Annotated in this window: 5 protein-coding genes; all 5 read left to right on the top strand. The window is 64.2% G+C overall.

The genetic code is table 11. The annotated features are described in order from the left end of the window. Nucleotides 1-659: 659 nt before the first annotated feature. From MKZ87_RS27585 to MKZ87_RS27605, 5 genes are read left to right on the top strand one after another with little or no spacing between them, the layout of a single operon-like run. Nucleotides 660-9,668: an amino acid adenylation domain-containing protein gene (locus MKZ87_RS27585; protein WP_266202176.1), complete on the top strand. Its 9,009-nt coding sequence runs from the start codon at nt 660-662 to the stop codon at nt 9,666-9,668. Further along, nucleotides 9,665-13,777 carry a non-ribosomal peptide synthetase gene (locus MKZ87_RS27590; RefSeq protein ID WP_085703687.1) on the top strand — a complete coding sequence of 1,371 codons (4,113 nt, stop codon included), beginning with the start codon at nt 9,665-9,667 and terminating at the stop codon, nt 13,775-13,777. The genes MKZ87_RS27585 and MKZ87_RS27590 overlap by 4 nt, the downstream gene beginning before the upstream one ends. Beyond that, entirely contained in the window at nt 13,777-22,866 is a 9,090-nt protein-coding gene (locus MKZ87_RS27595; protein WP_371918977.1) for an amino acid adenylation domain-containing protein, read from the top strand. Before MKZ87_RS27590 ends, MKZ87_RS27595 begins: the two co-directional genes overlap by 1 nt. Further along, the gene (locus tag MKZ87_RS27600; RefSeq protein WP_266202177.1) at nt 22,863-23,552 is read left to right on the top strand and encodes a hypothetical protein; all 690 of its coding nucleotides are present in this window, start codon (nt 22,863-22,865) and stop codon (nt 23,550-23,552) included. The genes MKZ87_RS27595 and MKZ87_RS27600 overlap by 4 nt, the downstream gene beginning before the upstream one ends. Continuing rightward, on the top strand, nt 23,545-23,751 hold the full coding sequence (locus tag MKZ87_RS27605) for an MbtH family protein (protein WP_085700385.1): 207 nt from the start codon (nt 23,545-23,547) through the stop codon (nt 23,749-23,751). Before MKZ87_RS27600 ends, MKZ87_RS27605 begins: the two co-directional genes overlap by 8 nt. The last annotated feature ends 5 nt before the right edge of the window (nt 23,752-23,756 follow it).

The following is a 23,756-nucleotide window of genomic DNA, read 5'->3' on the forward strand; positions in this document are numbered from 1 at the left end:
TGCAACACGTCGCGCGGTGGTTTTTTCACTGGCCGGTCAAGACTCTGCGCGGGTTTCGAGGCCCGTTGCATGGGCGAAACGGTGGGGCGGTGTTCGAGCATTTTTGACATTCCTGTCTCTTTGCCATCGTCACAAGGGTGTAGGAAACAGCTGATATTTATTTCGTCGAATTCCTACATTTTGTTTGCCTCACCAGCAAAAAACGTGGTTATTATCCGCCGGCGCTTCGGGTCATAAACCCGGCGCCAGAAGATTGCCGTGTGTCTACAGACCCGGCAGTCGCAGCCGATCGGGACCACCCTGGCGCTGTCATCCCCGCGCAGGTTGTTCCTCGTCGTTGACCCTCAAATGGAAGTCGAGGTTTCAATTGGTCACGCGGTTTGCAATTGTCGATGCAATGAACGGGGCGACATCTGTCGCCAATGATTCGGCCCACTTTCCAGTTGCCTGCGCCGACCGCGCGGCGGCGTTCTTCTCCAGCCTGTCTCCCCCCGATTTTCTGCGTGTGCCCGCGTTCAACGCGAGTCTGCACGCGCGCGCCGCGCCATCCTCCTGAATTCGAATGACCGTGCCGGCACCTGATGCCGGGGCCTGACCGGCAGGGCGCGTGCTGTCTCTGCCTGATCACAAAAATAATGTAGTCACGGACGGTATCTCCGATGCTCGACAACACTTCCTTGCGTGGGACGAATCCCGCGCAGCCCGACTTTTCCTCGTTGAAACCGTTCGATGCAGACCTGTGCGTGCACGGTCTGTTTGAGGCGCAGGTGCTGCGCAACCCCGAGGCCATCGCTGCACGCTGGCAGGAGCAAGCGCTCGGTTACCGTGAACTGAACACCCGCGCCAATCGGCTGGCCCATCACTTGCGCAACCTTGGGGTCGGACCGGACGTGCGAGTCGGGCTGTGTCTGGAGCGTTCGCTGGAGATGTTGGTCGGCGTACTCGCCGTGCTCAAGGCCGGCGGCGCCTATGTGCCGCTGGACCCGGCATATCCGCAGGCGCGGCTGGCGCACATGCTGGCCGACAGCGCACCGCCGGTGGTGCTGACCCATGGCTTGGCGCGCGAGGCATTGCGGGCGGCGCTCGAACAGTCGGCGACTGCCCCCGCGATATTGGATCTGGCCGACGCCTCCGATTGGTCTTCGCTCCCGGCAGACAACCTCGATCCTCACGCTATCGGCCTGACATCCCGACACCTGGCTTACGTGATCTACACCTCCGGTTCCACCGGCACCCCGAAAGGCGTGATGGTCGAGCATCGCGGGCTGGTCGCCGTGAGCGCCGATTGGGCGCAGCTCTATGGCTTGGCCGGCCCGATCAACCACCTGCAAATGGCCGGTTTTTCCTTCGACGTGTTCAGCGCGGACCTGATCCGTTCGCTGGGTTTTGGCGGCACGCTGGTGCTCTGCCCACGGGACACTCTGATGGATCCTCCGGCCCTGTATCGCCTGATGCGCGAGGCGCAGATCGGCTTTGCCGACTTCGTGCCGGCACTGCTCAATCCGCTGCTGGCGTGGGTCGAAGAGACCGGCCATGACTTGTCGTTCCTGCGCACCGTGATCTGCGGCTCCGACATCTGGACCGCCCACAGCGCGCGGCAATTGCGCAGGCTTTGCGGTGATCGGGTGCAGATCGTCCAGGCCTATGGCGTGACCGAAGCGAGCATCGACAGCACCTGCTTTGAATTCACCGAAAACAGCCAGATCGACGCGGTGCTGCCTATCGGCCGGGCACTGCCCAACACCCGGATTTATCTGCTCGACGCTGACGGCACACCGGTTGCCGAGGGCGTTGCGGGCGAGCTGTACATCGGCGGCGTCGGCGTGGCGCGCGGTTATCTGAACCGGCCGCAACTGACTGCCGAACGCTTCATCGACAGTCCATTCGTGGCGGGCGAACGCCTTTACCGCACCGGGGATATGGCGCGGTATCGGGCCGACGGGCATCTGGAATTCCTCGGCCGCAACGATTCCCAGGCCAAGTTGCGTGGCCTGCGTCTGGAGCTGGGGGAAATCGAAACGCGACTGGCGGATATTCCGGGCGTGCGCGACAGCGTAGTGCTGCTGCGCCAGGACAGTCCCGGTGAACCACGGCTGGTTGCCTATTACTGCGAAAAGCCAGACACAGCGCTGAGCCCGCGTTCACTGCGTGAACAGCTGCACAAAAGCCTGCCGGACTACATGGTGCCGACCGCGTTCGTGCGGCTCGACAAGCTGCCGCTGACCGCCAACGGCAAGGTTGATCGGCCCGGTCTGCCGGCGCCGGACGTCGAGGCGTTTGATCAGCAGGAATACCAGGCGCCCCAAGGATCGCTGGAAACTGCGCTCGCCGCGATCTGGGCCGACGTGCTCGGCGTCGAGCGGGTCGGGCGACAGGATCAGTTCTTCGCCCTCGGCGGTCACTCGCTGCTGGTGATGCGCGTGCTGGCGCAGGTTCGTCATTCGCTGGGGCTGGAAGTCGCGCCTTCGACGTTGTTTGCTGCACCGGTTCTGGCGCAGTTCGCCGAACGGCTGCAAGCCAGTCAGGCTGCGGCTCGTCCAGCGATCACAAGCCTTGAACGCGTGGGCGCGCAAACGTTGTCGTCTGCCCAGCAACGCCTGTGGTTTCTGGCACAAATGGAGGGAGGCAACGCGGCGTATCACATGCCGCTGAACCTGCGTCTGCGCGGTGCGCTGGACGTGGCGGCACTCGAACGCAGCTTCAATCAGCTGGTGGCGCGCCATGCTGCGCTGCGCACGACGTTCATCGCCGTTGAGGGGGAAGGGCGTCAACGGGTGTCGCCGCCAGCGCACAGCATCCGGCTGACGGTGACTGACGTGCAGGGCCTCGATGCGCAAGAGCGCCTGACCCGCTTGATCGACGAGGAGGGCAGTCGACCGTTCGACCTGAGCCATGGCCCGTTGATGCGGGTCAGCCTGCTGCGATTGGCGGCGGATGACCATGTGTTGCTGCTGACCCAACATCACATCATCTCGGATGGCTGGTCGATGGGCGTGCTCACCCGAGAGCTTGGGCAACTGTACGCAGCGGCGCTGCTGGATCGCGACGATCCGCTGCCGCCATTGCCGGTGCAGTACGTGGATTACGCGGTGTGGCAAAAGCAGTGGCTGTCCGGCGAGGTGCTGGAGCAGCAGAGTCGTTACTGGCGCGAAACCCTCACCGGCGCGCCGGTGCTGCTGGAACTGCCGACCGATCACAAGCGTCCGCCCGTGCAGGATTATCTCGGCGGCTTCGTTCCATTGGTCTTCGACGAAGCGTTGACCGTGCGATTGAAAGCCCTGGGCATGCAGCAAGGCACCACGCTGTTCATGAATTTGCTGGCTGGTTTTTCGCTGCTGTTGTCGCGCCTGTCGGGACAAAACGATGTGGTGATCGGCGTGCCATCGGCCAACCGTCCGCAGCAGGAGCTGGAAGGGCTGATCGGTTTCTTCGTCAACACCCTCGCGCTGCGCATGACGCGGTCAGGTACGCCGTCGGTGGCGCAATGGCTGCAACAGGCGCGGCGAGTGGCGCTGGACGCTCAGGAGCATCAGGACCTGCCGTTCGAGCAAGTGGTGGAATTGCTCAACCCGACGCGCAGTCTGGCCCACAGTCCGCTGTTTCAGGTGCTGTTCGCCTGGGAGCAGGATCAGGATTCCGACCTGTTGCTGAGCGGGCTGGACGTTACACCGATCGAGAGCAGCCATCAGGTGGCCAAGTTCGATCTGCAACTGGCGCTCAGTGAGCGCGACGGGCAGATCGTCGGTGGTCTGGAATATGCCTCGGGCCTGTTCGAGCGCCGCACCGTCGAGCAGTTCGGCGAGTACCTGCGTCGGGTGCTGACGCAAATGGTCGAGGACAGCCAACAGTCGCTGGCGGGGATCAAGCTGCTGAGCGCCGAGCAACACCAGCAAATCGTTCATGACTGGAACCGCACCGCGCGCAATACCGCGTCGTTGCCCGGTTGCGTTGAGCGCTTTGAAGCCCTGGCCCGGCAAACGCCCGACGCCGTGGCGCTGCTCGCCGACCGCGAACAACTGAGCTATGGCGAACTGAATCGCGCGGCCAATCGCCTCGCGCATTACCTGATCGAACAAGGCGTCGGCCCCGAGCATCGCGTCGGTTTGTGTCTGGAGCGCTCGCCGCACATGGTCATCGGCCTGTTGGCGATCCTCAAGGCCGGCGCGGCGTACGTGCCGTTCGACCCGGCTTACCCGAGCGAGCGTCTGGCGTTCATGTTCAGCGATGCCGCGCCGACCCTGTTGCTGACGCAATCAAGCCTGATGGCCGGGCTGCCGGCGAACGAGGCGAAAATCTGCTGTATGGACACTGAAGCCTCGCAATGGGCGCAACTCCCAACGGATGATCCGCAAGTCACGGTAAGCCCGGAACACCTCGGCTACGTGCTCTACACCTCCGGCTCCACCGGACGCCCGAAAGGCGTGGCCCACAGCCGTCGCGCGCTGGACAACCTGATTGCCTGGCAACTCGATCAGGCCACGGCACCGCAGCGTGTGCTGCAATTCGCCTCGCTGAACTTCGACGTCTCGTTCCAGGAAATCTGCAGCACGCTCTGCCAGGGAGGCAGCCTGTTGCTGATGACTGAAGCCAGCCGCAAGGACCTTGCCGCGCTGCGTCCGACGCTGGTGGCCGAAGGCGTGCAGCGAGCGTTCCTGCCGTTCGCCGTGTTGCAGCAACTCGCCGGTCTGACAGAGCCCGATGCGCCGACGCCCGCCGGCGGTTGCGAGATCATCACCGCCGGTGAAGCCTTGCAAATCAATGACGAGCTGCGCGGGTTTGTTCGTGGACTGGGCGGTGCTCAGTTGCACAACCAGTACGGGCCGACCGAAACCCATGTGGTCAGCCAGTTCAGCCTTGAGTGCAACGAGGCCGATTCCTGGCCGGACGCGCCGCCCATCGGACGGCCCATCGCCAACGCGCGGCTGTACGTGCTGGACGAGCACTTGAATCCGGTTCCGGTCGGCGTCGCGGGCGAGTTGCACATCGCCGGCGCCTGTCTGGCCCGTGGCTATCTGAACCGCCCGGACCTGACCGCCGAACGCTTTCTGCCGGATCCGTTCAGTGCCGAGCCGGGCGCGCGGATGTACCGCAGCGGCGACCTCGCGAAATTCCTGGCCGACGGCAACGTGCAGTACCTGGGACGCATCGACCAACAGGTGAAACTGCGCGGCTTTCGCATCGAACTCGGCGAGATCGACAGCCTGTTGCACCAGCAGCCCGGCGTGCAGGAAGCCGCCGTGCTGCTGCGTGAAGACGTCGCCGGGGACAAGCGTCTGGTGGCCTACGTGGTCGGCACCGCAACGAGTGAATTCTTGCGTGGCGAACTGCAACGCCAGTTGCCCGAACACATGATCCCGAGCGCCTGGGTGCGGCTCTCGCAACTGCCGCTGACCCGTAACGGCAAGCTCGACCGCCAAGCGCTGCCGGCGCCGGAACGCAGTGCCGGGGCGACTTACGAAGCGCCGCGTAACGACACTGAACGGCAGATGGCCGAGATCTGGGCCGAGGTGCTCAAGTGCGAGCGAGTGGGCATCCACGACAACTTCTTCGACCTCGGTGGCCACTCGCTGCTGGCGACGCGGATGATCTACGCGATCAACCAGCGGATGGGCGCGCAACTGTCCCTGAGCAGTCTGTTCCAGACGCCCGTATTGATGGATCTGGCGGCGCAGGTCTCGCGTGATGATCAGAGCATCGAGCCAGCGTTCATCCAGATCGGGCCGGATCGTGCTAATCGACATGAACCGTTCCCCCTGACCGATATCCAGCAAGCGTACTGGTTCGGTCGCGAGACCACGGTCAGCCTTGGCGGTGTCAGCGCTCACGGCTACGAAGAGCTGCGCATTCCCGGGTTCGACGCCGAACGTTTCGAGCTGGCGCTGAACCGCATGATCCAGCGCCACGACATGCTGCGCGTGATCTTCCTCAGCGACGGTACGCAACAAGTGCTGGCGCAGGTGCCGACCTATCGCATGCCTCGCAGCGATCTGCGCGGTTTACCCGCCGATGTGGCGCAGCGCACGCTGGAAGCGACCCGCGAACGCCAGTCCCATCAGGTGCTGGATGCCAGTTGCTGGCCGCTGTTCGAGTTCAGCCTGTCGTTGCTGGATGACGGCATCACCCATTTGCACATCAGCCTCGACGCGCTGATCGTCGACGCCGCGAGCACGCAGATTCTCGCCCGCGAACTGATGGCGTTCTACGTCGATCCGGTGCTGGAACTGGCCGAGCCGGGCCTGACTTTCCGCGACTACGTGCTGGCCGAACAACAGCTGCGTAACGGTCGCCGCTACGAGCAGGCGCTGGGCTACTGGCGTGAACGGGTGACCACTCTGGCCCCGGCGCCGGACCTGCCGCTGGTGCGCCAGCCCGAAAGCATCGCCAACCCGCACTTTACCCGCCGTGACCGCGACATGTCGGCGGCGCAGTGGGCGCAACTCAAAGCCGTGGCCAAACAGTTTGCGGTGACGCCGTCGGTGATGCTCCTGACTGCGTTCAGCGAAGTGCTGGCGCTGTGGAGCCGCACACCGCGCTTCACCCTGAGCCTGCCATTGTTCAACCGCATGCCGTTGCACCCGGATGTCGATGAAATCATCGGCGACTTCACTTCGCTGGTGCTGCTGGAAGTCGGTATCGACGGGGCGCTCAGTTTCACCGACAAGGCCCGCGCCGTGCAGGCGCAGCTGTGGCGCGACATCGACCATTCGGTGGTCAGCGGCGTGCGGGTGCTGCGCGAATTGTCCCAGGCACGGGGTGTGCAGCAGACGGCGATGCCGATCGTGTTCAACAGCACGCTGTCCGAGGCGGCGCCGGAACTGGCCGAATTCAACCTGGCTGACGCGTTGAATGCCAAACACATGCACAGCATCACCCAGACCCCACAGGTTTGGCTCGACCACACCTTGCTGGAGCTGGAAGGACGCCTGTTGTTCAACTGGGACAGCATCGACGAGCTGTTCCCGCAAGGCATGATCGAGCAGATGTTCGTCGCCTATAACGCGCTGCTCGACAGCCTTTGCGAGCCGGCAGCCTGGGGCGCAAACACGCCTCGACTGTTGCCGCAGGCGCAGTTGCCGGCGCCGGTCGACAATCAGCAAACGCTGCCACTGATGCACGAATTGTTCGAACGTCAGGCCCTCGCCACGCCGGATGCACTGGCGGTGATCGGCGCACGGCAGCTGACCTACGCACAGTTGCGCAACGAGGCCCGGCAACTCGGCGCAAGACTGCAAGCGCAGGGCGTGGTGCCGAACCGGTTGGTCGCGGTGGTGATGGAGCGCGGCTGGGAGCAAGTGGTTGCGACCCTGGCGATTCTGTATGCCGGCGGTGCCTACCTGCCGATCGAACCGACCCAGCCAGCGGAACGATTGCGGCATATTCTGGAGCGGGCCGAGGCGAGTCTGGCCCTGACCCAACCGGCGCTGCTCGACCAAATCGAATGGCCGGCGCAGATCACGGCCATTGCCGTGACGGATGCAGTCTCAAACGATGTGCTGGCGCTGCAACCGGTGCAGGTGAGCGAAAGCGACCTCGCCTACGTGATCTACACCTCCGGCTCCACCGGTCAGCCGAAAGGTGTGGTGATCGATCATCGCGGTGCGGTCAACACGCTGCTCGACATCAACCGGCGCTTTGCCGTCGGCCCGAACGACCGCGTATTGGCGATCTCGTCGCTGAGTTTCGATCTTTCGGTCTATGACTTCTTCGGCACGCTGGCCGTGGGTGCTGCGGTGGTCATCCTCGACCCGCAACTGACTCTCGATCCGGCGCACTGGCTGCAATTGATCAAGCGTCATCAAGTCAGCCTGTGGAACTCAGTGCCGGCGTTGCTTGGCATGCTGATCGAGTACGCGGAGGGCGAGGGTGGTGCGTTGCCCGTCAGCCTGCGCGTGGCGATGCTGTCCGGCGACTGGATTCCATTGACCCTGCCCGAGCGGGCCTGGGCCTTGCAACCGGACTTGCAGTTGATCAGCCTGGGCGGCGCCACCGAAGCATCGATCTGGTCGATCTGCTATCCGGTGCAGCATGTCGACCCGGCCTGGCGCAGCATCCCCTACGGCAAGGCCCTCGATCATCAGCGCTTCTATGTGCTGGACGAAGCGCTGCAAGTGCGCCCGACCTGGGTCGCCGGGCAGCTGTACATCGGTGGTATCGGTCTGGCGAAAGGTTACTGGCGCGATGAAAAACTCAGCGCGGGCAGTTTCTTCGCCCATCCACTGACTGGCGAGCGGCTGTACCGCACCGGCGACCTGGGGCGCTTGCTGTCGGACGGCAACATCGAATTCCTCGGCCGCGAAGACAACCAGGTCAAGGTGCAGGGCTATCGCATCGAACTGGGCGAGATCGAAGCCGCGCTCAATCGCCATCCCGGCGTGCAGAGCGCGGTGGTGCGGATTCTCGGCAGCACGCTGGGCGAGAAGCGCCTGGCGGGTTATGTACTCAAGGCCGATCCGGCGTTGCAGGCCAGCGATTTCAGCACGTACCTGAGCGACAAACTGCCGGCCTACATGATTCCGGCGTCGTTCACCTTCGTCGAGGCCTGGCCGTTGTCGTCCAACGGCAAGGTCGACAAGAAACGCCTGCCCGAACCTGAGCAGATCGAGCAGCAGGGGCCGGCGCTGGAAGTCGAGGGCCCGCAGGAACAGCGGCTGGTGGAAATCGTGCAGGGCGTACTCAAGCGCGATTCCATCGCCGCCAACGCCAACCTGCTGAACCTCGGCGCAACGTCGATCGATATCGTCCGGATCAGCAACGCCTTGTCCGGTGCCTTGCAGTTCCGCCCGCACGTGGCGCAACTGCTGGCCCAGCCGACGTTGCTGCATTTGCTCGGCATGTATCGCCAGAACCGCGCGCGTCAGGAACTGCTCGGCAACGTGCAGCAGACGCCGGAGCCCGTGCAGGACATCATCGAAGATCCCCAGCAGCGTGCGCAGTTCAAGGCTGAGCAGCGCGGTCGCCGTGAGTTTGTTCGAACCCTGCCGGCGCTGGCGCTGGATCTGCCGCAAGACCCGGCTTTCGCCCGGCGTCTGAGCGATTACCGCTCGGTGCGTCAATACGATCGGCAACCGATCGCCACCCAGGCCTTCGCGCACGTGCTGGCAGCGCTGGCCCAAGGACAACTCGACGGTGAGGTGAAATACCAGTTCCCGTCGGCGGGCGGCCTGTATCCGATTCAGGCCTACCTCTACGTCAAGGCGGATCGCGTGCTCGGTGTGCCCGGTGGTGCGTATTACTACGATCCGCGCCAGCATCGTTTGCTGGCGCTCGAGAGTGGATTGCTCGACCCGGACACCTACGACTATTTCGTCAACCGTCCGGTGTACGAGAACGCCGCGTTCTCGCTGTTCTTCATCGCCGACATGGCCGCGATCCGGCCGCTGTATGGCGAGCGCAGCCGCGACTTCTGCCACATCGAAAGCGGCGCCATGGCCCAGTTGCTGAGCATGACCGCCGTCGAACACGGTCTGGGTCTGTGCGGCATCGGCTCGGTCGAGGAGCAGCAACTGACGGCGCTGTTCGACCTCGGGCCGAGTCATGAATTGATCTACTCGATGATCGGCGGGCTGCGCACGGCCGATGAACAGCACCGCGCGCCGGTCGAGGCGTTTGCCATCGAGCCTGTGAGCGCCAGCCTGGACGACGAAGACATGGAGGAGTTCGAAGTATGAATGCCGATCAATTGCTGGCGTTGTTCGCTCGCCATGGCGTGGCGCTCGAAGTGGACGGTGACAGGCTGCGCTGCAAGGCGCCGCGCGGGTTTCTCACCGAAGAGCTGACCCAGGCGCTCAAGCGCCACAAACAGGAACTGATCGCCTTGCTCGGCGGGCACGCTGACGCGGCGATTCCCCGTCGCACTGGCGAACACGCGTCCTGGCCGCTGTCGTTTTCGCAGCGGCAACTGTGGTTTCTCGATCAACTGGAACCTGGCAACCCGTTCTACAACGTGCCCACGGCGGTGACGCTCAAAGGGCAGTTGGACGTCGCCCGGCTGGAACGAGCGTTGAATGAACTGGTTGCCCGCCACGAAGTCCTGCGCACGACGTTTTGCAAGTTCGACGGTGAACCGCGTCAGGTGGTGCATCCGTCGATGCCGCTGTCGTTGTCGGTGACGGATCTGCGCCAGTTGCCTGGCAAAGAGCGTGAGCAGCAAGTGCGATTCGCCGTCGAACAGGACGCCCGGGCGCCGTTCGATCTGGCCACCGGACCCTTGCTGCGGGCGTCGCTACTGCGTGTGGCAGACGACGAGCATCTGTGGCTGTACAGCGTGCATCACATCATCGCCGACGGCTGGTCGATGGGCGTGATCCTGCAGGAGGTGGCCACGTTGTACGGCGATTATGTGCGGGGCGAAACCCCGTCACTTGCGCCGCTGCCGGTGCAGTACGCCGACTATGCCTGCTGGCAGCAACAACGTGTGGGCGGTGCGGTGCTGGACGCTCAGCTCGATTACTGGCGGCGCAACCTGGACGACGCGCCGCTGTTGTCGACCTTGCCCGCCGACCGGCCGCGGCCGTTGGTGCAGCGTTATGTCGGCGCCACTTTCAGCTCCTCGGTCGATGGCGGCACCTTGCGCGAACTCACGGCGCTGGCCCGGCAGACCCAGGGCACGCTGTTCAACGTGCTGCTCGGCGCTTTGGCGGTGTTGTTGTGGCGCCACAGCGGTCAGCAGGATCTGTGCATCGGCACGCCGTTCGCCAACCGCAATCGCCCGGAAGTCGAGCCGCTGATCGGTCACTTCGTCAACACGCTGGTGCTGCGTCAGCGCCTGAATCCGCAGCAGACCTTCGCCGAACTGCTGCGCGAAGTGCGCGGCCAGATGCTCGACGTCCATGCCCATCAGGACGTGCCGTTCGACCGCGTGGTCGAAGCGGTCAACCCGCAGCGCGACCCCGGTCATTCACCGTTGTTCCAGGTGATGCTGGTGCTGCAGAACACGCCGGGCAACGCGGTGTCGATGCCCGAGCTGGAACTGGCGCCGTTCGGCACCACTAGCGCCACGGCCAAGTTCGATCTGGCATTCGAATGGGTCGAGCGGGCAGGGCGGCTGGACTTGCTGGTGGAATACAACACCGACCTCTACGACGTTGCGACCATCGAGCGCCTGAGCGGGCACTACCGTCATCTGCTCGAACAGATCGCCGCCGACGCCAAGCAACCGATCAATGCTTTGCCGTTGATGAACGAGGCGGAGCGCCAGCAAGTGCTGGTCGACTTCAACCGCGCCGCGCCACTGACGCAAGTGGCGCCCTGCGTGCATCAACTGGTCGAGGCGCAGGCCGCGAGCAACCCTCAGGCTTGCGCGGTGGTATTCGAGGGAGAAGCCCTGAGCTACGCCGAACTCAATGCCAGGGCCAACCGACTGGCGCGGCATTTGCGCACGTTGGGCGTCGGCCCGGATGTGCGCGTGGCGGTGTGCATCGAGCGTTCGCTTGAATTGCCGGTGGCGCTGCTGGCGGTGCTCAAGGCCGGTGGCGCCTACGTGCCGCTGGATCCGGATTATCCGCTGGGACGCCTGAGCCATATGCTCGGCGACAGCACCCCGGCGGTGCTGCTGACGTTCGGTTCGGCGCAGGGGATTTTGCGTCAGGCCGTGCAAGGCTCGACCTGGGAAGCGCCGATCCTCGACCTCGAACAAGATGCCGCGAGCTGGGCGTCGTTGCCGGTGGACAATCTCGACCCACGCAATGTCGGCGTCACCCCTGACCATCTCGCCTACGTGATCTACACCTCCGGCACCACCGGTTTGCCCAAGGGCGCGATGGTCGCCCACCGTGGCTTGAGCAACCTGCTGCTTTGGTGTTTGCAGGTGTGCGGCGAAGCGGGGGCGATGCTGCACAAGATCCCGTTCGGTTTCGACGCCTCGGCGTGGGAGACCTTCTGGCCGTTGGCAACTGGCGGACGGCTGGTGATCGCGCGGCCCGGCGGGCATTACGAGCCGGCGTATCTGGCGCGCGAGGTGCGCGAGCAGCAGGTCACGGCGCTGGTGTTCGTGCCGGCGATGTTGCAACTGTTTCTGGAGGTCGACGAGGTCAGTCAGTGTGCGTCGCTGACCGATGTGTTCAGTGGCGGCGGTGAACTGCCGCCGGCTCTGGCCCGGCGCTTCCAGGAGCGTCTGCCCCATGCGCGGTTGCACAATGTCTACGGCCCGACCGAAACCACGGTGATCAACAGCATCTGGACCCTTGAGCCCGGCGCCGACGTGCCGGCCCGGCAACTGCCGATCGGTCGGCCAATTTCCAACAATCGCTTTTACGTGCTCGATGATCGCGACGAGCCGGTGCCGGTGGGCGTGACCGGGCATCTGCATATTGGCGGCGTGGGCGTGGCCCGGGGTTATCTGGGGCTGGCGCAACTGAGTGCCGAGCGCTTTATCGACAACCCGTTTGTGTCAGGTGATCGGCTCTATCGCAGCGGCGATCTGGCGCGTTATCGCCCGGACGGCCAGCTGGAGTTTCTCGGTCGCAACGATTTTCAGGTCAAGTTGCGCGGCGTGCGCCTGGAACTGGGCGAGATCGAAGCCCGGCTCGAAGCGTTTCCCGGCATTCGCAGCGCGGTGGTGTTGATGGTCGGTGAAGCGGCGCAGGACCAGCGGCTGGTGGCTTGTTGCGTGGTGGCCGAGCCCGTTGACGAAGCGGCGGTGCACGCCCATCTGGCGACAACCCTGCCCAGAGCGGTGATCCCCGGCAGCTATCTGTGGCTGGACGCGCTACCGCTGACCGCCAACGGCAAGGTTGATCGCCCTGCGCTGACAGCGTTGGCGGATGAAGAAATGGTCAACCGTCAGGTCAACCTGAGCAGCCCGCGCGACCACATCGAGCTGGCGCTGTACCAGATCTGGAAAAGCCTGTTGCTGGCGCCGCAGATCGGCATTCGCGACAACTTCTTCAATGTCGGCGGCACCTCTATCGCCGCGATCAAAATGGCCCATGAAATCAGCCGGCAGTTCGCGGTCGAAGTGCCGGTGCGCGTGGTGCTCAGCTACCCGACCATCGAGGCGCTGGGTGGCTGGTTGCGGGTTGGCGCCAATCCGGCGCTGACCCAGAGCAACCTGATCGAATTCCGGCGCGGCAGCGGCCAGCACAACGTGGTGTGCATTCACCCGGCGGGCGGTACGGCGTTCTGTTATCTGTCGCTGGCCAAGGTGCTGCCGGATGAAACCGGCGTGTACGGGGTGCAATCGCCGGGCCTGAATCCGGGGGAGAGTATCGAACCGACGGTCGAGGCGATGGCCGAGGCCTACTTGCGCCAGATCGAACCGCTGACGCAGCAACCGCTGATCCTCACCGGGCTTTCATTCGGTGGGCTGGTGGCCTATGAAATGGCGCGGCGGTTGACGGCGGCGGGGCATCGGCAGGTGACCGTGGTGCTGCTCGACACCCAGGGTAGCGACGACCCTGGTTTCCGCGAACAGATCGGCACCGTGGACATGGCCGAGTTCCGCGACAAACTGGTGCGCTTCAACGGCATGTACCCCGGCATCGAAGACGCCCAGGTCGAACGCTACTTCAACATCTACAACCACAACCGCTTGGCCATGGCCGCCTATGAGTGCGCGCCGCGCGCCGGTCGCGTGGTGCTGATTCAGGCGCGGGAAGATTTCAGCCGCCATCAGTTGCACGAACTGCGCGGGTTCTGGCGCCGCCGCTCGGGCAGCGGCTATCTGGCGAAGCTGGTCAGCGGCGGGCACTGGGACATGCTCGAAAGCGCGGAAATCCACCGGGTCTCGCAAATCATCCGTCGGGAGCTGCAACGCTTCGACGCGCAGGAGGCGAAATGATGAGTGCACCCAAAGACATGCCGTTGCTCGCGCGTTTTGCCGAGCACGTGCGAAATAATCCGCAAGCCCCGGCAGTGATCGATCAGTCGCTCACGCTGACCTATGCCGAACTGGCCAGCGCCAGCGAACGCATTGCCCGAGGATTGCTGGCACGGGGTGTCGAACCCGGCCAGTCGCTGGCGTTGTGCATGCCGCGCTGCTGGCAGTGGCTGGCGGCAATTCTCGGCGCGTTGAAAGTCGGCGCGGTGGTGGTGCCGCTGGATCGGGCGAGCCCGCGCAAACGTCGGGAGTTGATGCTGGCGGATGCGGCGTGTGTCGGCCTGATTACTTTGGAGGAGGAACCGCAGTGGTCGCCTTCTTTGTGGCAAACCGGCATCGAGACTTTGCTCGATCAACCTGACGCTCCGCCGCAAACACTGGCCGAAGACTTTGCCGAGGTGGTGTTCCTGTTCTACACCTCGGGCACCACCGGCACGCCGAAAGCGGTCGAGGTGGGCGAGCGCGGTCTGCTGCGGCTGGCGCACACCGACGGTTATATCGAGATTTACCCGACGGACCGGTTTGCCTGCCTGTCCAACCCGGCATTCGATGCGTGCAGTTTCGAACTGTGGGCGCCGCTGCTCAACGGTGGTTGCTGCGTGATGATCGCCGACGAGGACGTGCTGGACGGGCGTCGACTGGCCGAGGTGCTGGAGCGCACGCAAGTCGACAACCTGTTCATGACGGTGTCGCTGTTCAATACCTTGATTGCCGAGTGGCCGTCGTGCTTTGCCAGCGCACGTCAGGTGTTGATCGGTGGCGAGCAGATCAGCGCCGCTGCAGTCCGGGCGTGGTATCGGGCCAATCCAGAGAGCCAGTGCCGGATTCATAACGTCTACGGCCCCACCGAATGCACCACGTTTGCGCTGTGCTGGCCGATCAGCCGCGACTTTACCGGTGACCTGGCGCCCATTGGCCGAGCGCTGCCGGATACCGGCGTGCAGGTGCTGGATGAACAGCAACGGCCGGTGCCGGCGGGAGAGGTGGGCGAGCTGTATCTGAGTGGCAGCGGCGTCGCCCGAGGCTATCGCAACCGGCCCGAAGAAACGGCTCGCCAGTTCGTCCGTTTGCCCGATCTCGACGGGGGGGCGCAGGTGCATTACCGCACCGGCGATCTGGTGCGGTGCAATGCCGAAGGCTTGATCGAGTACCTGGGGCGGGTCGACCGACAGGTGAAGATTCGTGGTTTCCGGATCGAGCCGGGGGAGGTGGAGCAACGCATGCTGGAGCACCCGGGCGTGGCGCAGGCGTACGTCTGCACGCGGCGGCTGGCGGCTGAAGATCATCAGCTGCTGGCGTTTGTCGTGCCGCGCGGGGATCTGGACTATCACGCGTTCGAAACTCACCTGCGGGCACAACTGGCGCCGTATATGCGGCCGCATCAGTTGTTCCTGCTGGAGCGCCTGCCGCTGACGGCCAATGGCAAGATCGACCGCGACGGCTTGCTGGCCCAAGGGTTGAGTACTTGGCATCCAGTCTTGACGGCAACGGATAACGAAAGCGCTTCACCGGCGCTGGACTGGTTACTGAGTCAGGCCCGTTCGCTGCTCGGCCAACCCGCTCTGAGTGCGCAGGACGACTGGCTGGCCAGCGGCGGCGATTCGCTCAAGGCGATGCGCCTGCGTTCGGCAATCCGTGTTCGTTGGCAGCGCGAGATCGCTATCGACACGTTGCTCAACGAGCCTTTCTCGTCATTGGCCGAACGACTGACCGGTCAAACCACCTGCGATTCGATCTACCCGCCGGCGCCTCCGATCAGTAGCGCCAAACGCCTGCCGGCCACCGCCGAACAGCGCCGCTTGTGGCTGTTGCAACAACGCTCGCCGACCTCGACCGCCTACAGCGTGCCGCTGATTCTGCATCTGGCGGCGGGCGTTGATGTCGCGGCGCTGGCCGAGGCCGTGGGGCGTCTGGTGCTGCGCCATCCGGGATTGCGCACGGCTTTTGCGCCCGGTGCCGATGGACTTGATCAGGTCATCGCCGAGCAGGGGCCGACCTGTCGCACCTTCGCGGTCGGGCATTTCACCGAGGATAACTGGCAGGCCTTCGCTGAATGGGTGTTCGCCGCGCCATTCGAGCTGACCACCCCGAACCTGTTTCAGTCCTGGTTGTTGCCGTTCGCCGATGGCAGCTGTCGGCTGTTGCTGAACCTGCATCACATCATCGTCGATGGCTGGTCGGTGAACCTGTTGTTCGACGACCTGGTGCAGCTCTATGCCGATATCCTGCAAGGCCACGACAGCCCGACGCCAGTTGCCCGATTGACGACGCTGGAGTTTGGTCAGTGGCAACGCCAGTGGAGCGTCAACCCGCATTATCGTGACCAGCGCCGCGCACTCGCCGAGTTGCATCGCCGTCAGGAAGAACCGTCGCCGGCCCTGATGCCAATGCGCAAAATCAGCCCGGACGCCCGTTTGCACCGGGAACCCTTGGGCGCCATCCGAAGCGCAGCCCTCGAACGCTTTTGCACCCAACAACGACTGACCCGTTTCGAAGTGCTGTTCAGTGTCTTCGCCTGGAGCCTGTACGCCCTGACCGGGTGCGAGCGGCCACGGATCGCCAGCCCGGTGTCCAACCGACCGTTGGTGGAGTTCGAAGATACCGTCGGCATGTTTGCCAACACCGTGTTGATTCCCACCACCGTTGAACACGGATTCACGCTGAGCGAGCAGTTGCGCCAACAGACCGCCACCGTGCGCGAAGTGCTGGCGTTGCAGGACGTGGCGCTGGCGGATCTGGTGGAAGACCTGCGGCTGTCGTCGAACCCTTCTTTGTTCGATTTCATGTTCGTGCTGGAAAACACCGATTACGCCGCGTTGGCCGACTCGAACCTGCGCGCCACGCTGGAATTCAACGAGCAGTTGCACGCCAAGTGCCCGCTGACCTTGTTGATGGTCGGCAGCGGGTCGCAACTGGAATGCTGGTGGGAATATCAGTGCAACTACTTCGATGCCGAACAGATGCGGGCGGTGAATGCGCTGTTCCGTCGAGGGCTGGATCTGTTGCTGGAAAGCCCGGCGGCCAGGCTCGATGATTTGCTCGGTCCGTATCGACGCAGCCTGCCACCGGCCAGCGAAGGTCCGAAGATTGCACTGCCGTTCAACACACTGGCGGACGGGTTCGAGCATCAAGTGCATTGCACGCCGCAGGCGGTCGCGCTGGTTCAAGGCCCGCAGCACCTCAGCTACAGCGAATTGAATACGCTGTCCGATGCTCTGGCAGCAACGCTGGTCGAGCGTCATCCATTGCCGACCGGGAATGCGCCGCTGCACGTCGTGCTGTTCCTCGATGCCTCGGTAGAGCACATCGTCGCCTTGCTGGCGCTGGCCAAACTCAACCTGACCGCCGTGCCGCTGGACCCTGCCTATCCGGTGGCGATCCAGCGGCAGGTGCTGGAGCAGGCGCAGCCGCATTGTGTGCTGTTCAGCGACACGACGGCGGCCGCGCTGGATGACCTGAACGCCGGACGATTTGTCACGCATCGGGTCGATCTGAACGCCAATGCCGGATCGTTCGAGCGTCCGCGCCACGCCGGTGAACGGCCGCTGTACACGCTGTTCACCTCCGGATCGACCGGCACGCCCAAAGGTGTGCAGGTGTCGGAGCGCACTCTGTGCAACCTGCTGCAATGGCAGCGCAGCGAAGGGCAGTTGCCGGCGAAAGCGGTAACCCTGCAGTTCTCGATGCTGTCGTTCGATGTGTCGTTTCAGGAGATTTTCAGCACCCTGTGCGGTGGCGGTTGTTATCACCTGATCACACCGCGCTGGCGTCAGGATGCCGAGGCGTTGCTGGATTACATGGTCGAGGCGCGGATCGAGCGTCTGTTCCTGCCGTACGTGGCCCTGCAGCATCTGGCGCAAACCGCGGTGGCCCGTGGCATTTATCCGTCGGCGTTGCGTGAGGTGATCACGGCCGGCGAGCAATTGCTCTGCACGGAGGCTTTGCGCAACTGGTTTGGCGGCATGCCGCAGGCCTCGCTGTTCAACCACTACGGTCCGACCGAAACCCACGTGGTCAGCGCCTGGCGCCTGCCGCCCGTAGCGCGGGACTGGCCGTTGCGCGCGCCGATCGGCCATGCCGTCGGTAATGCGCGGCTGTTGCTGGTCGATGAGCATGACCGTCCGGTCCCGATGGGCAGTCGCGGCTATCTGCTGGTGGCCGGGCCGATGGTTGCCCGCTGCTATCTGGCAGATCCTTCGCTGAACGCTGCGCGGTTTGTCGAACTGGCGGATGGCTGTTTGTACTACCGCACCGGCGATCTGGCGTGGGCCGATGCCCAAGACTGCCTGCATTACCTGGGACGTGACGATCAGCAGATCAAACTCAGCGGCCATCGTCTGGAACTGGGGCAGATCGAGGCGGCGCTGATGCAGGTGCCGGAAGTGGTCAACGCGGTGGTGGCGGTGCAGGCCGATCCGCCGAGGCTGATCGCCTGGCTGCAACTCGATGGCGAACCTGCAACCTCACAATTGCTGGATCGTCAGGTCGTGCGTCTGCTGCCGGCCCATGTGCGGATCGATGAATACCGACGGATCGACCTCTGGCCACGCACCCCCAGCGGCAAGATCGACCGCAAGGCTTTGGCGAATGTTGGCGAGGCGCTGGAGCGGCGCAGCACGCCACAACCGGTTGTTCAATTGACCGCGCTGGAACGACAACTGATCGAGTTGTTCCAGGCTGTGATCGGCCGTGACATCGAGCCGGAGCAGACCTTCTTCGAGGCCGGCGCCACCAGTCTCGGTCTGATGCGTTTGCATGGGCGTTACGCCGCAGAGCTGCCGCACAAGGTGACGATGGCCGATCTGTTCGAACACGTCACGGTGCGGCGTCTGGCGGCGCATCTGTCGACCGCACCGGTGGAGGTGGCGGAGCGTGTAAGGCTTTCCGATGCAGGCCATCAGCCGATGGCGATCATCGGCATGTCGGTGAATGTGGCCGGGGCGCAGAACCTGTCCGAGTTCTGGGCGATGGTGCAAGGCAATGAGTTGGGCATCGAGCACTTTGCTGCCGAAGAAGGCTTGATCGGCGCCCGCAGTCAGCTGGCCGGCATGCTCGATTTCGATCCCGAGTACTTCGGCATCAGCCGCCAGGAAGCGCGCCTGATGGACCCGCAACAGCGGCATCTGCTGATGGCGTGCGTGCAGGCCCTGCAACACGCGGCCATCGTCCCGTCGGCCGATGGCCCGCGCATCGGCCTGATCGCCAGTTGCGGCGAAACCACCTACTTCCAGCAGATGCTGCGCGAAACCGCCGAAGACGATCTGCCGGATGGTTTTCAGCTGGCGCTGCATCACGACAAGGACTTTCTGGCGACCAAAGCTGCGTATCACCTGGACCTCAACGGCCCGGCCCTGAGCGTGCAGGCCGCTTGCGGCAGTTCGCTGATTGCCGTGCACCTGGCCAGTTCGATGTTGCGTCAGGGCGACAGTGACGTGATGCTCGCGGCCGGGGTGCTGATCGACCCGACCCTGACCGAGGGCTACCGGCATCGCTCGCAGCACATCTTTTCCGCCGATGGTCTGTGTCGTCCGTTCAGCGACGACGCCAGCGGCACCCTTGGCGCCAGTGGTTACGGGGTGGTGGTACTCAAGCCGCTGGCCAGGGCGCGAGCCGATGGCGACCGGATCTACGCGCTGCTCGAAGGCTCGGCGTTGAACAACGATGGCCGGGCCAAGATGAGTTACACCGCACCGTCGGTGGCCGGGCAGAGTGCGGTTATCCGCGATGCCTTGAACCGCGCCGGGTTGAGCGGTGCCGACATCGGCTACATCGAAGCCCACGGCACCGGCACCTTGCTGGGAGATCCGATCGAAGTCGCGGCGCTGACCAAGGCTTTCGGCGATGCGCCGGCCGGCAGTTGCGCGTTGGCCTCGGTGAAGAGCCAGATCGGTCATCTGGGCGCGGCGGCGGGGGTGGTCGGGCTGATTCGTGCCAGTCTGTCGGTGTTCCATGGCGTGCTGCCGCCGAACCTCGGTTTTGGCCGGATCAACCCGCAGATCGATCTGGAGCATTCGCCGTTCTATGTGCCGACCACGTCCCGGCCATGGCCGCAAGGGCGGCGTCGGCTGGCCGGTGTCAGCAGTTTCGGGATTGGCGGGACCAATGCGCATGTCATCGTCGGCGCTGCGCCCAAGGCGCAGGAAGAGGGCGAGGAAACACTGCCGCTGCTGATGATATCGGCCCATGGCCGAACGGAACTGCTGCGCGATATCGCGGCGATTCGCGAATATCTGCAAACGAACCCGGGCCAGCACACCGCGTTGTTGCGGCACTTGCAGTCAGGTCGTCGGCAACTGCGTTGGCGCTTCGCGATGGTCTGCCGGGCAGGTGATGAGATTCCGTTGCAGCCAACTTCGATCAAGGAAATCACCGCTTCCGGCGCGCAGTTGATCGCCCGTGATCAAGCGCCGCAGGAACTGCTCGACGCCTGGTACGAAGGCGCGAATATCCAGTGGCCGCAGCGCTCGGCACCGCCACCCTGGGACTTGCCGCCGTCGTCGTTCGATCTTCAGCCGTATCGCTTCCAGACGCCTGTAGCTGCTCAACCTGATGCACCAGCCCTGGAGCGACAATCGCTGGCGGACTGGTTCCACCTACGTCAGTGGGTGCGCACCCGGCGTCTGAGCGGGATAACTACGGCCGGATCCCGTGAGGTGCTGATCCTGTGCAGCCACGAAGCGCCCGAATCGACCTTGCTCGCGAGCCTGAGCGCCGTGTACCGACGCGTGATTCAGGTCCGCGCGGGCAACGGCTTCAAACGCTTGAGTCCGGACCGTTTCGAGTTGGATCCTCTGGACACTGATGCCCTGAACCGGTTGCTCGCCGAAGTTGCTGAACCTGATCTCGGCGAACTCGACTGGCTGCATGCCTTGCCGCTGGCGGTGTCGGGCGCGGTCACCGAGCAATCGCTGGATCTGGCGCAGTGGGCCTGCCTGGATACGGTCAGTGCGCTGATGCAGGCCTGGGGGCAGACCGCGCGCACGACCCGTCTGCGCTTGTGGTTGATGTCATGGCAGGCGTGCCCGGTGGACGGCGTGGTTCAGCGTCCCGAGCTGTCGGCGCTGGCCGGCATCACCGAAGTGGTGCCGCAGGAATACCCGGTGCGTTGCCACTGGCTGGACTGGCCGTCGTCGCGCCTCGAAACCCAAGGCGCAGTGCTGGCGGCATTGCTGGCCGATCCTTCATCGTTGCCTCGGCGAATGGCGGTGCGCGACGGTTACCTCTGGCAGCCACGCCTGATGCCTCAGCCATTGACCGGCCCGGCAACCACGCCGCTTTTACCGGAAGACGGAACGTTCCTTGTGCTGGGCGGCAGCGGTGGCATCGGTCGGACCTTGTGTGAACACCTGCTCCAGGCACCCGCGCGCCGTGTGGTGCTGATCTCGCGCCAAGGGCAATTGCCTGAGTCACTGGCGACTTACAACTCGCGGATCGATTGCATCAAAGCGGATATCGCCGACCTGGCGCACTGGCCGCAGGTCCTCGATCAACTGGCGGTTCGTTACGGTCGTCTGAGCGGGGTGATTCATGCGGCGGGTGTGGGGGCGGGCAGTCTGATCCGTCATCGCGATGCCGGGCAAATGGCCGAGGCGATGGCCGCCAAGACCCGCGGCATGCTGGCGGTCGAGGCTTTGATCGAACACCTGAAACCGGGTTTTGTTCTGTACTGTTCGTCAATGTCGGCACTGTTCGGCGGCGCGGGGCATCTGGACTACGCAGCGGCCAGCGGGGTGCTCGACGGCTTCACCCACTATCGCCCGAATCCGGCCGACGCTTGCCTGCGCCTGGGGATCAACTGGGACATCTGGCGCGACATCGGCATGGCCACCACCAGCAACGGCGGAGACGCCGCGCATCTGGAGCATCTGACGGTCGGTCTTTCGGCGCAAGAGGGCTGCCGGGTGTTCGATCTGGCGATGGCGACGCAGTTGCCGCAACTGCTGATCTCCACTACCGGCATCGACACGGCGCGGCGGTTTTATCCGGTTCGCCATGGTGCCGTGGCCGCAGTGGTCGAGGCGCCGAAGGGCGTGGATCTGTCGGCGCGCTTGCGTGAGTGTCTGTGCAAGTGGCTCGGCGTGGCCGAGCTGGAAGATGACGATTCGCTGTACGACCTGGGCGCGGATTCGTTGACGCTGCTCGATCTGATCGACGAACTGCAGGCAGCCACCGGCGAGGTGTTCCAGTTGTCGCAATTCAGCCACAAGGTCAGCCTGAACGAGGTGCTGGGGCTGGTGTCGACCGCCACGTTTGAAGAGGCCGCCGTGACACTGCACGGCTGGCACGACGCGGTGCGGATCGATCAGTGGCATGCCGGTGCCGGCCGCGATTGGCTGTACCTGATCCACCCGGTGGGTGGTGATGTTCAGGCTTATCGGGAACTGGTCTCGGCGCTGCCGGCGGAACTGGGCGTGTGCGTGATCGCCGACCCGGCGCTGCGCCTGCCGCAGTTGCCGAACATCAGCGTGGAGGAACGTGGACTCTGGTATCTGGAGGCGATCAAGGCCCATCTTCCGCACGGCAGCACTTGGCGTCTGGCCGGCTGGTCGTTCGGTGCATGGGTGGCGCAGGCGCTGTGTCATCAGGCTCAGGCTGAGGGCTTCAGGCAACCGTTGTTGTACCTGATCGACCCGCCCGCACCGGATGCCGGTGCGGAGCTGGCCGGCATCGACGAACAGACCATCGAGCAAGTGTTCCAGCGCGAGTTCGCCCAGCGCTGGCCGGCGGTCGAAGGGCAGGGCTTGGCCGAGGAACGTCAGGCGTATCTGCAACGGTTGACGGTGTGCTGCCGCAACAACATGACCAGCATGATCGACTTCCAGTCGCCGGCGCTGGCAACAACAGCAGTGCGACTGTTCATCGCCGGGCACGCCAATCCTTACGGGCTGGGCAATGCCTGGAATCCGGATGACCTGCAACGCAGCTGGCAGGCCTTGCTGCCGCAGTTGCGCAGCAGGCAAACCCTGGACACCGATCACTACGGCATCGTGGCGGGCCGCTGGGCGCGGTTGTTGGCCGAAGTTATCGGTACGGATGAGCCAGCGCCATGAACGAACCGACCTTGATGCCGCAATGGTGGCTGGCCCTGACCAAGGTGCTGTGTGAAGTCGAACCGGACGAGGCCTTGCGTCTGCGCTTGAGCCGAGTCCGGGGACAGGTGCCGTTTCAGCTGTTTCATCTCTGGCAGGCTGACGTCGTCATGCCGATGCTCGGCGATGCCTTGCCTGAACATCAGCAGGCGCTGCTCGCGTTGCAAAGCCTGCACCAGCGAGCGGCGCTCGGCGTGATCGGGCGTCAGGGCGAATGGCGGGCAACGCTCAAACCGGTGTTGCTGGCGCTGTATCGCAAGGCCTATGCCTACGACGCGGCTTACGCCAAGGCCCACGCCAGTGCGCTGAGCTACGGCCTCGCGCCGGCTAACACCGCCATGATTGCCGAGCACTTCGGCGATGCCGAGGCGTTCGCCGAGTACTACGCGCAACTGAATACCGAGGCCGCTGCCACGGCGTTTGCCCAGGCCCATGCCAGCGCCAACGCCGAGGTCTCGGCCCGGGCTTTTGCGGCCGACGACGCAGCAACCTGCGCGCAGGTCTGTGGGTCGACCGTGCGGGTCTACGTCGGGGCATGTGCTTCGAGCGACGAACAGCGGCATGCCGCACTCAACCATCTCGCCGCCGGGCTCGAGCGAAGCCTGGCCACGCTGCAATCCCGTTCAACAGGAAAACGACATGAATGACGCACAACTGCAATTCGATGTGGTGATCAACGCCCAGGGCCAGTATTCCCTGTGGCCGGCGGGCAAGCCGATGGCCAGCGGCTGGAGCGAGGCGGGGATGCGCGGTGAGCGCCAGGACTGCCTGGATTACATCAATGAACACTGGATCGACATGCGCCCGCGTTCGCTGCGCGAGCAGTCATCGCTGTCGTTCCAATAAAAAAG

The organism is Pseudomonas sp. MCal1, assembly GCF_026341415.1.
Classification (GTDB): domain Bacteria; phylum Pseudomonadota; class Gammaproteobacteria; order Pseudomonadales; family Pseudomonadaceae; genus Aquipseudomonas.

Bases quoted from the DNA above. Each gene is read 5' to 3' on its own strand.
- MKZ87_RS27585 (WP_266202176.1), top strand. From the start codon at position 660: ATGCTCGACAACACTTCCTTGCGTGGGACGAATCCCGCGCAGCCCGAC.
- MKZ87_RS27590 (WP_085703687.1), top strand. From the start codon at position 9,665: ATGAATGCCGATCAATTGCTGGCGTTGTTCGCTCGCCATGGCGTGGCG.
- MKZ87_RS27595 (WP_371918977.1), top strand. From the start codon at position 13,777: ATGAGTGCACCCAAAGACATGCCGTTGCTCGCGCGTTTTGCCGAGCAC.
- MKZ87_RS27600 (WP_266202177.1), top strand. From the start codon at position 22,863: ATGAACGAACCGACCTTGATGCCGCAATGGTGGCTGGCCCTGACCAAG.
- MKZ87_RS27605 (WP_085700385.1), top strand. From the start codon at position 23,545: ATGAATGACGCACAACTGCAATTCGATGTGGTGATCAACGCCCAGGGC.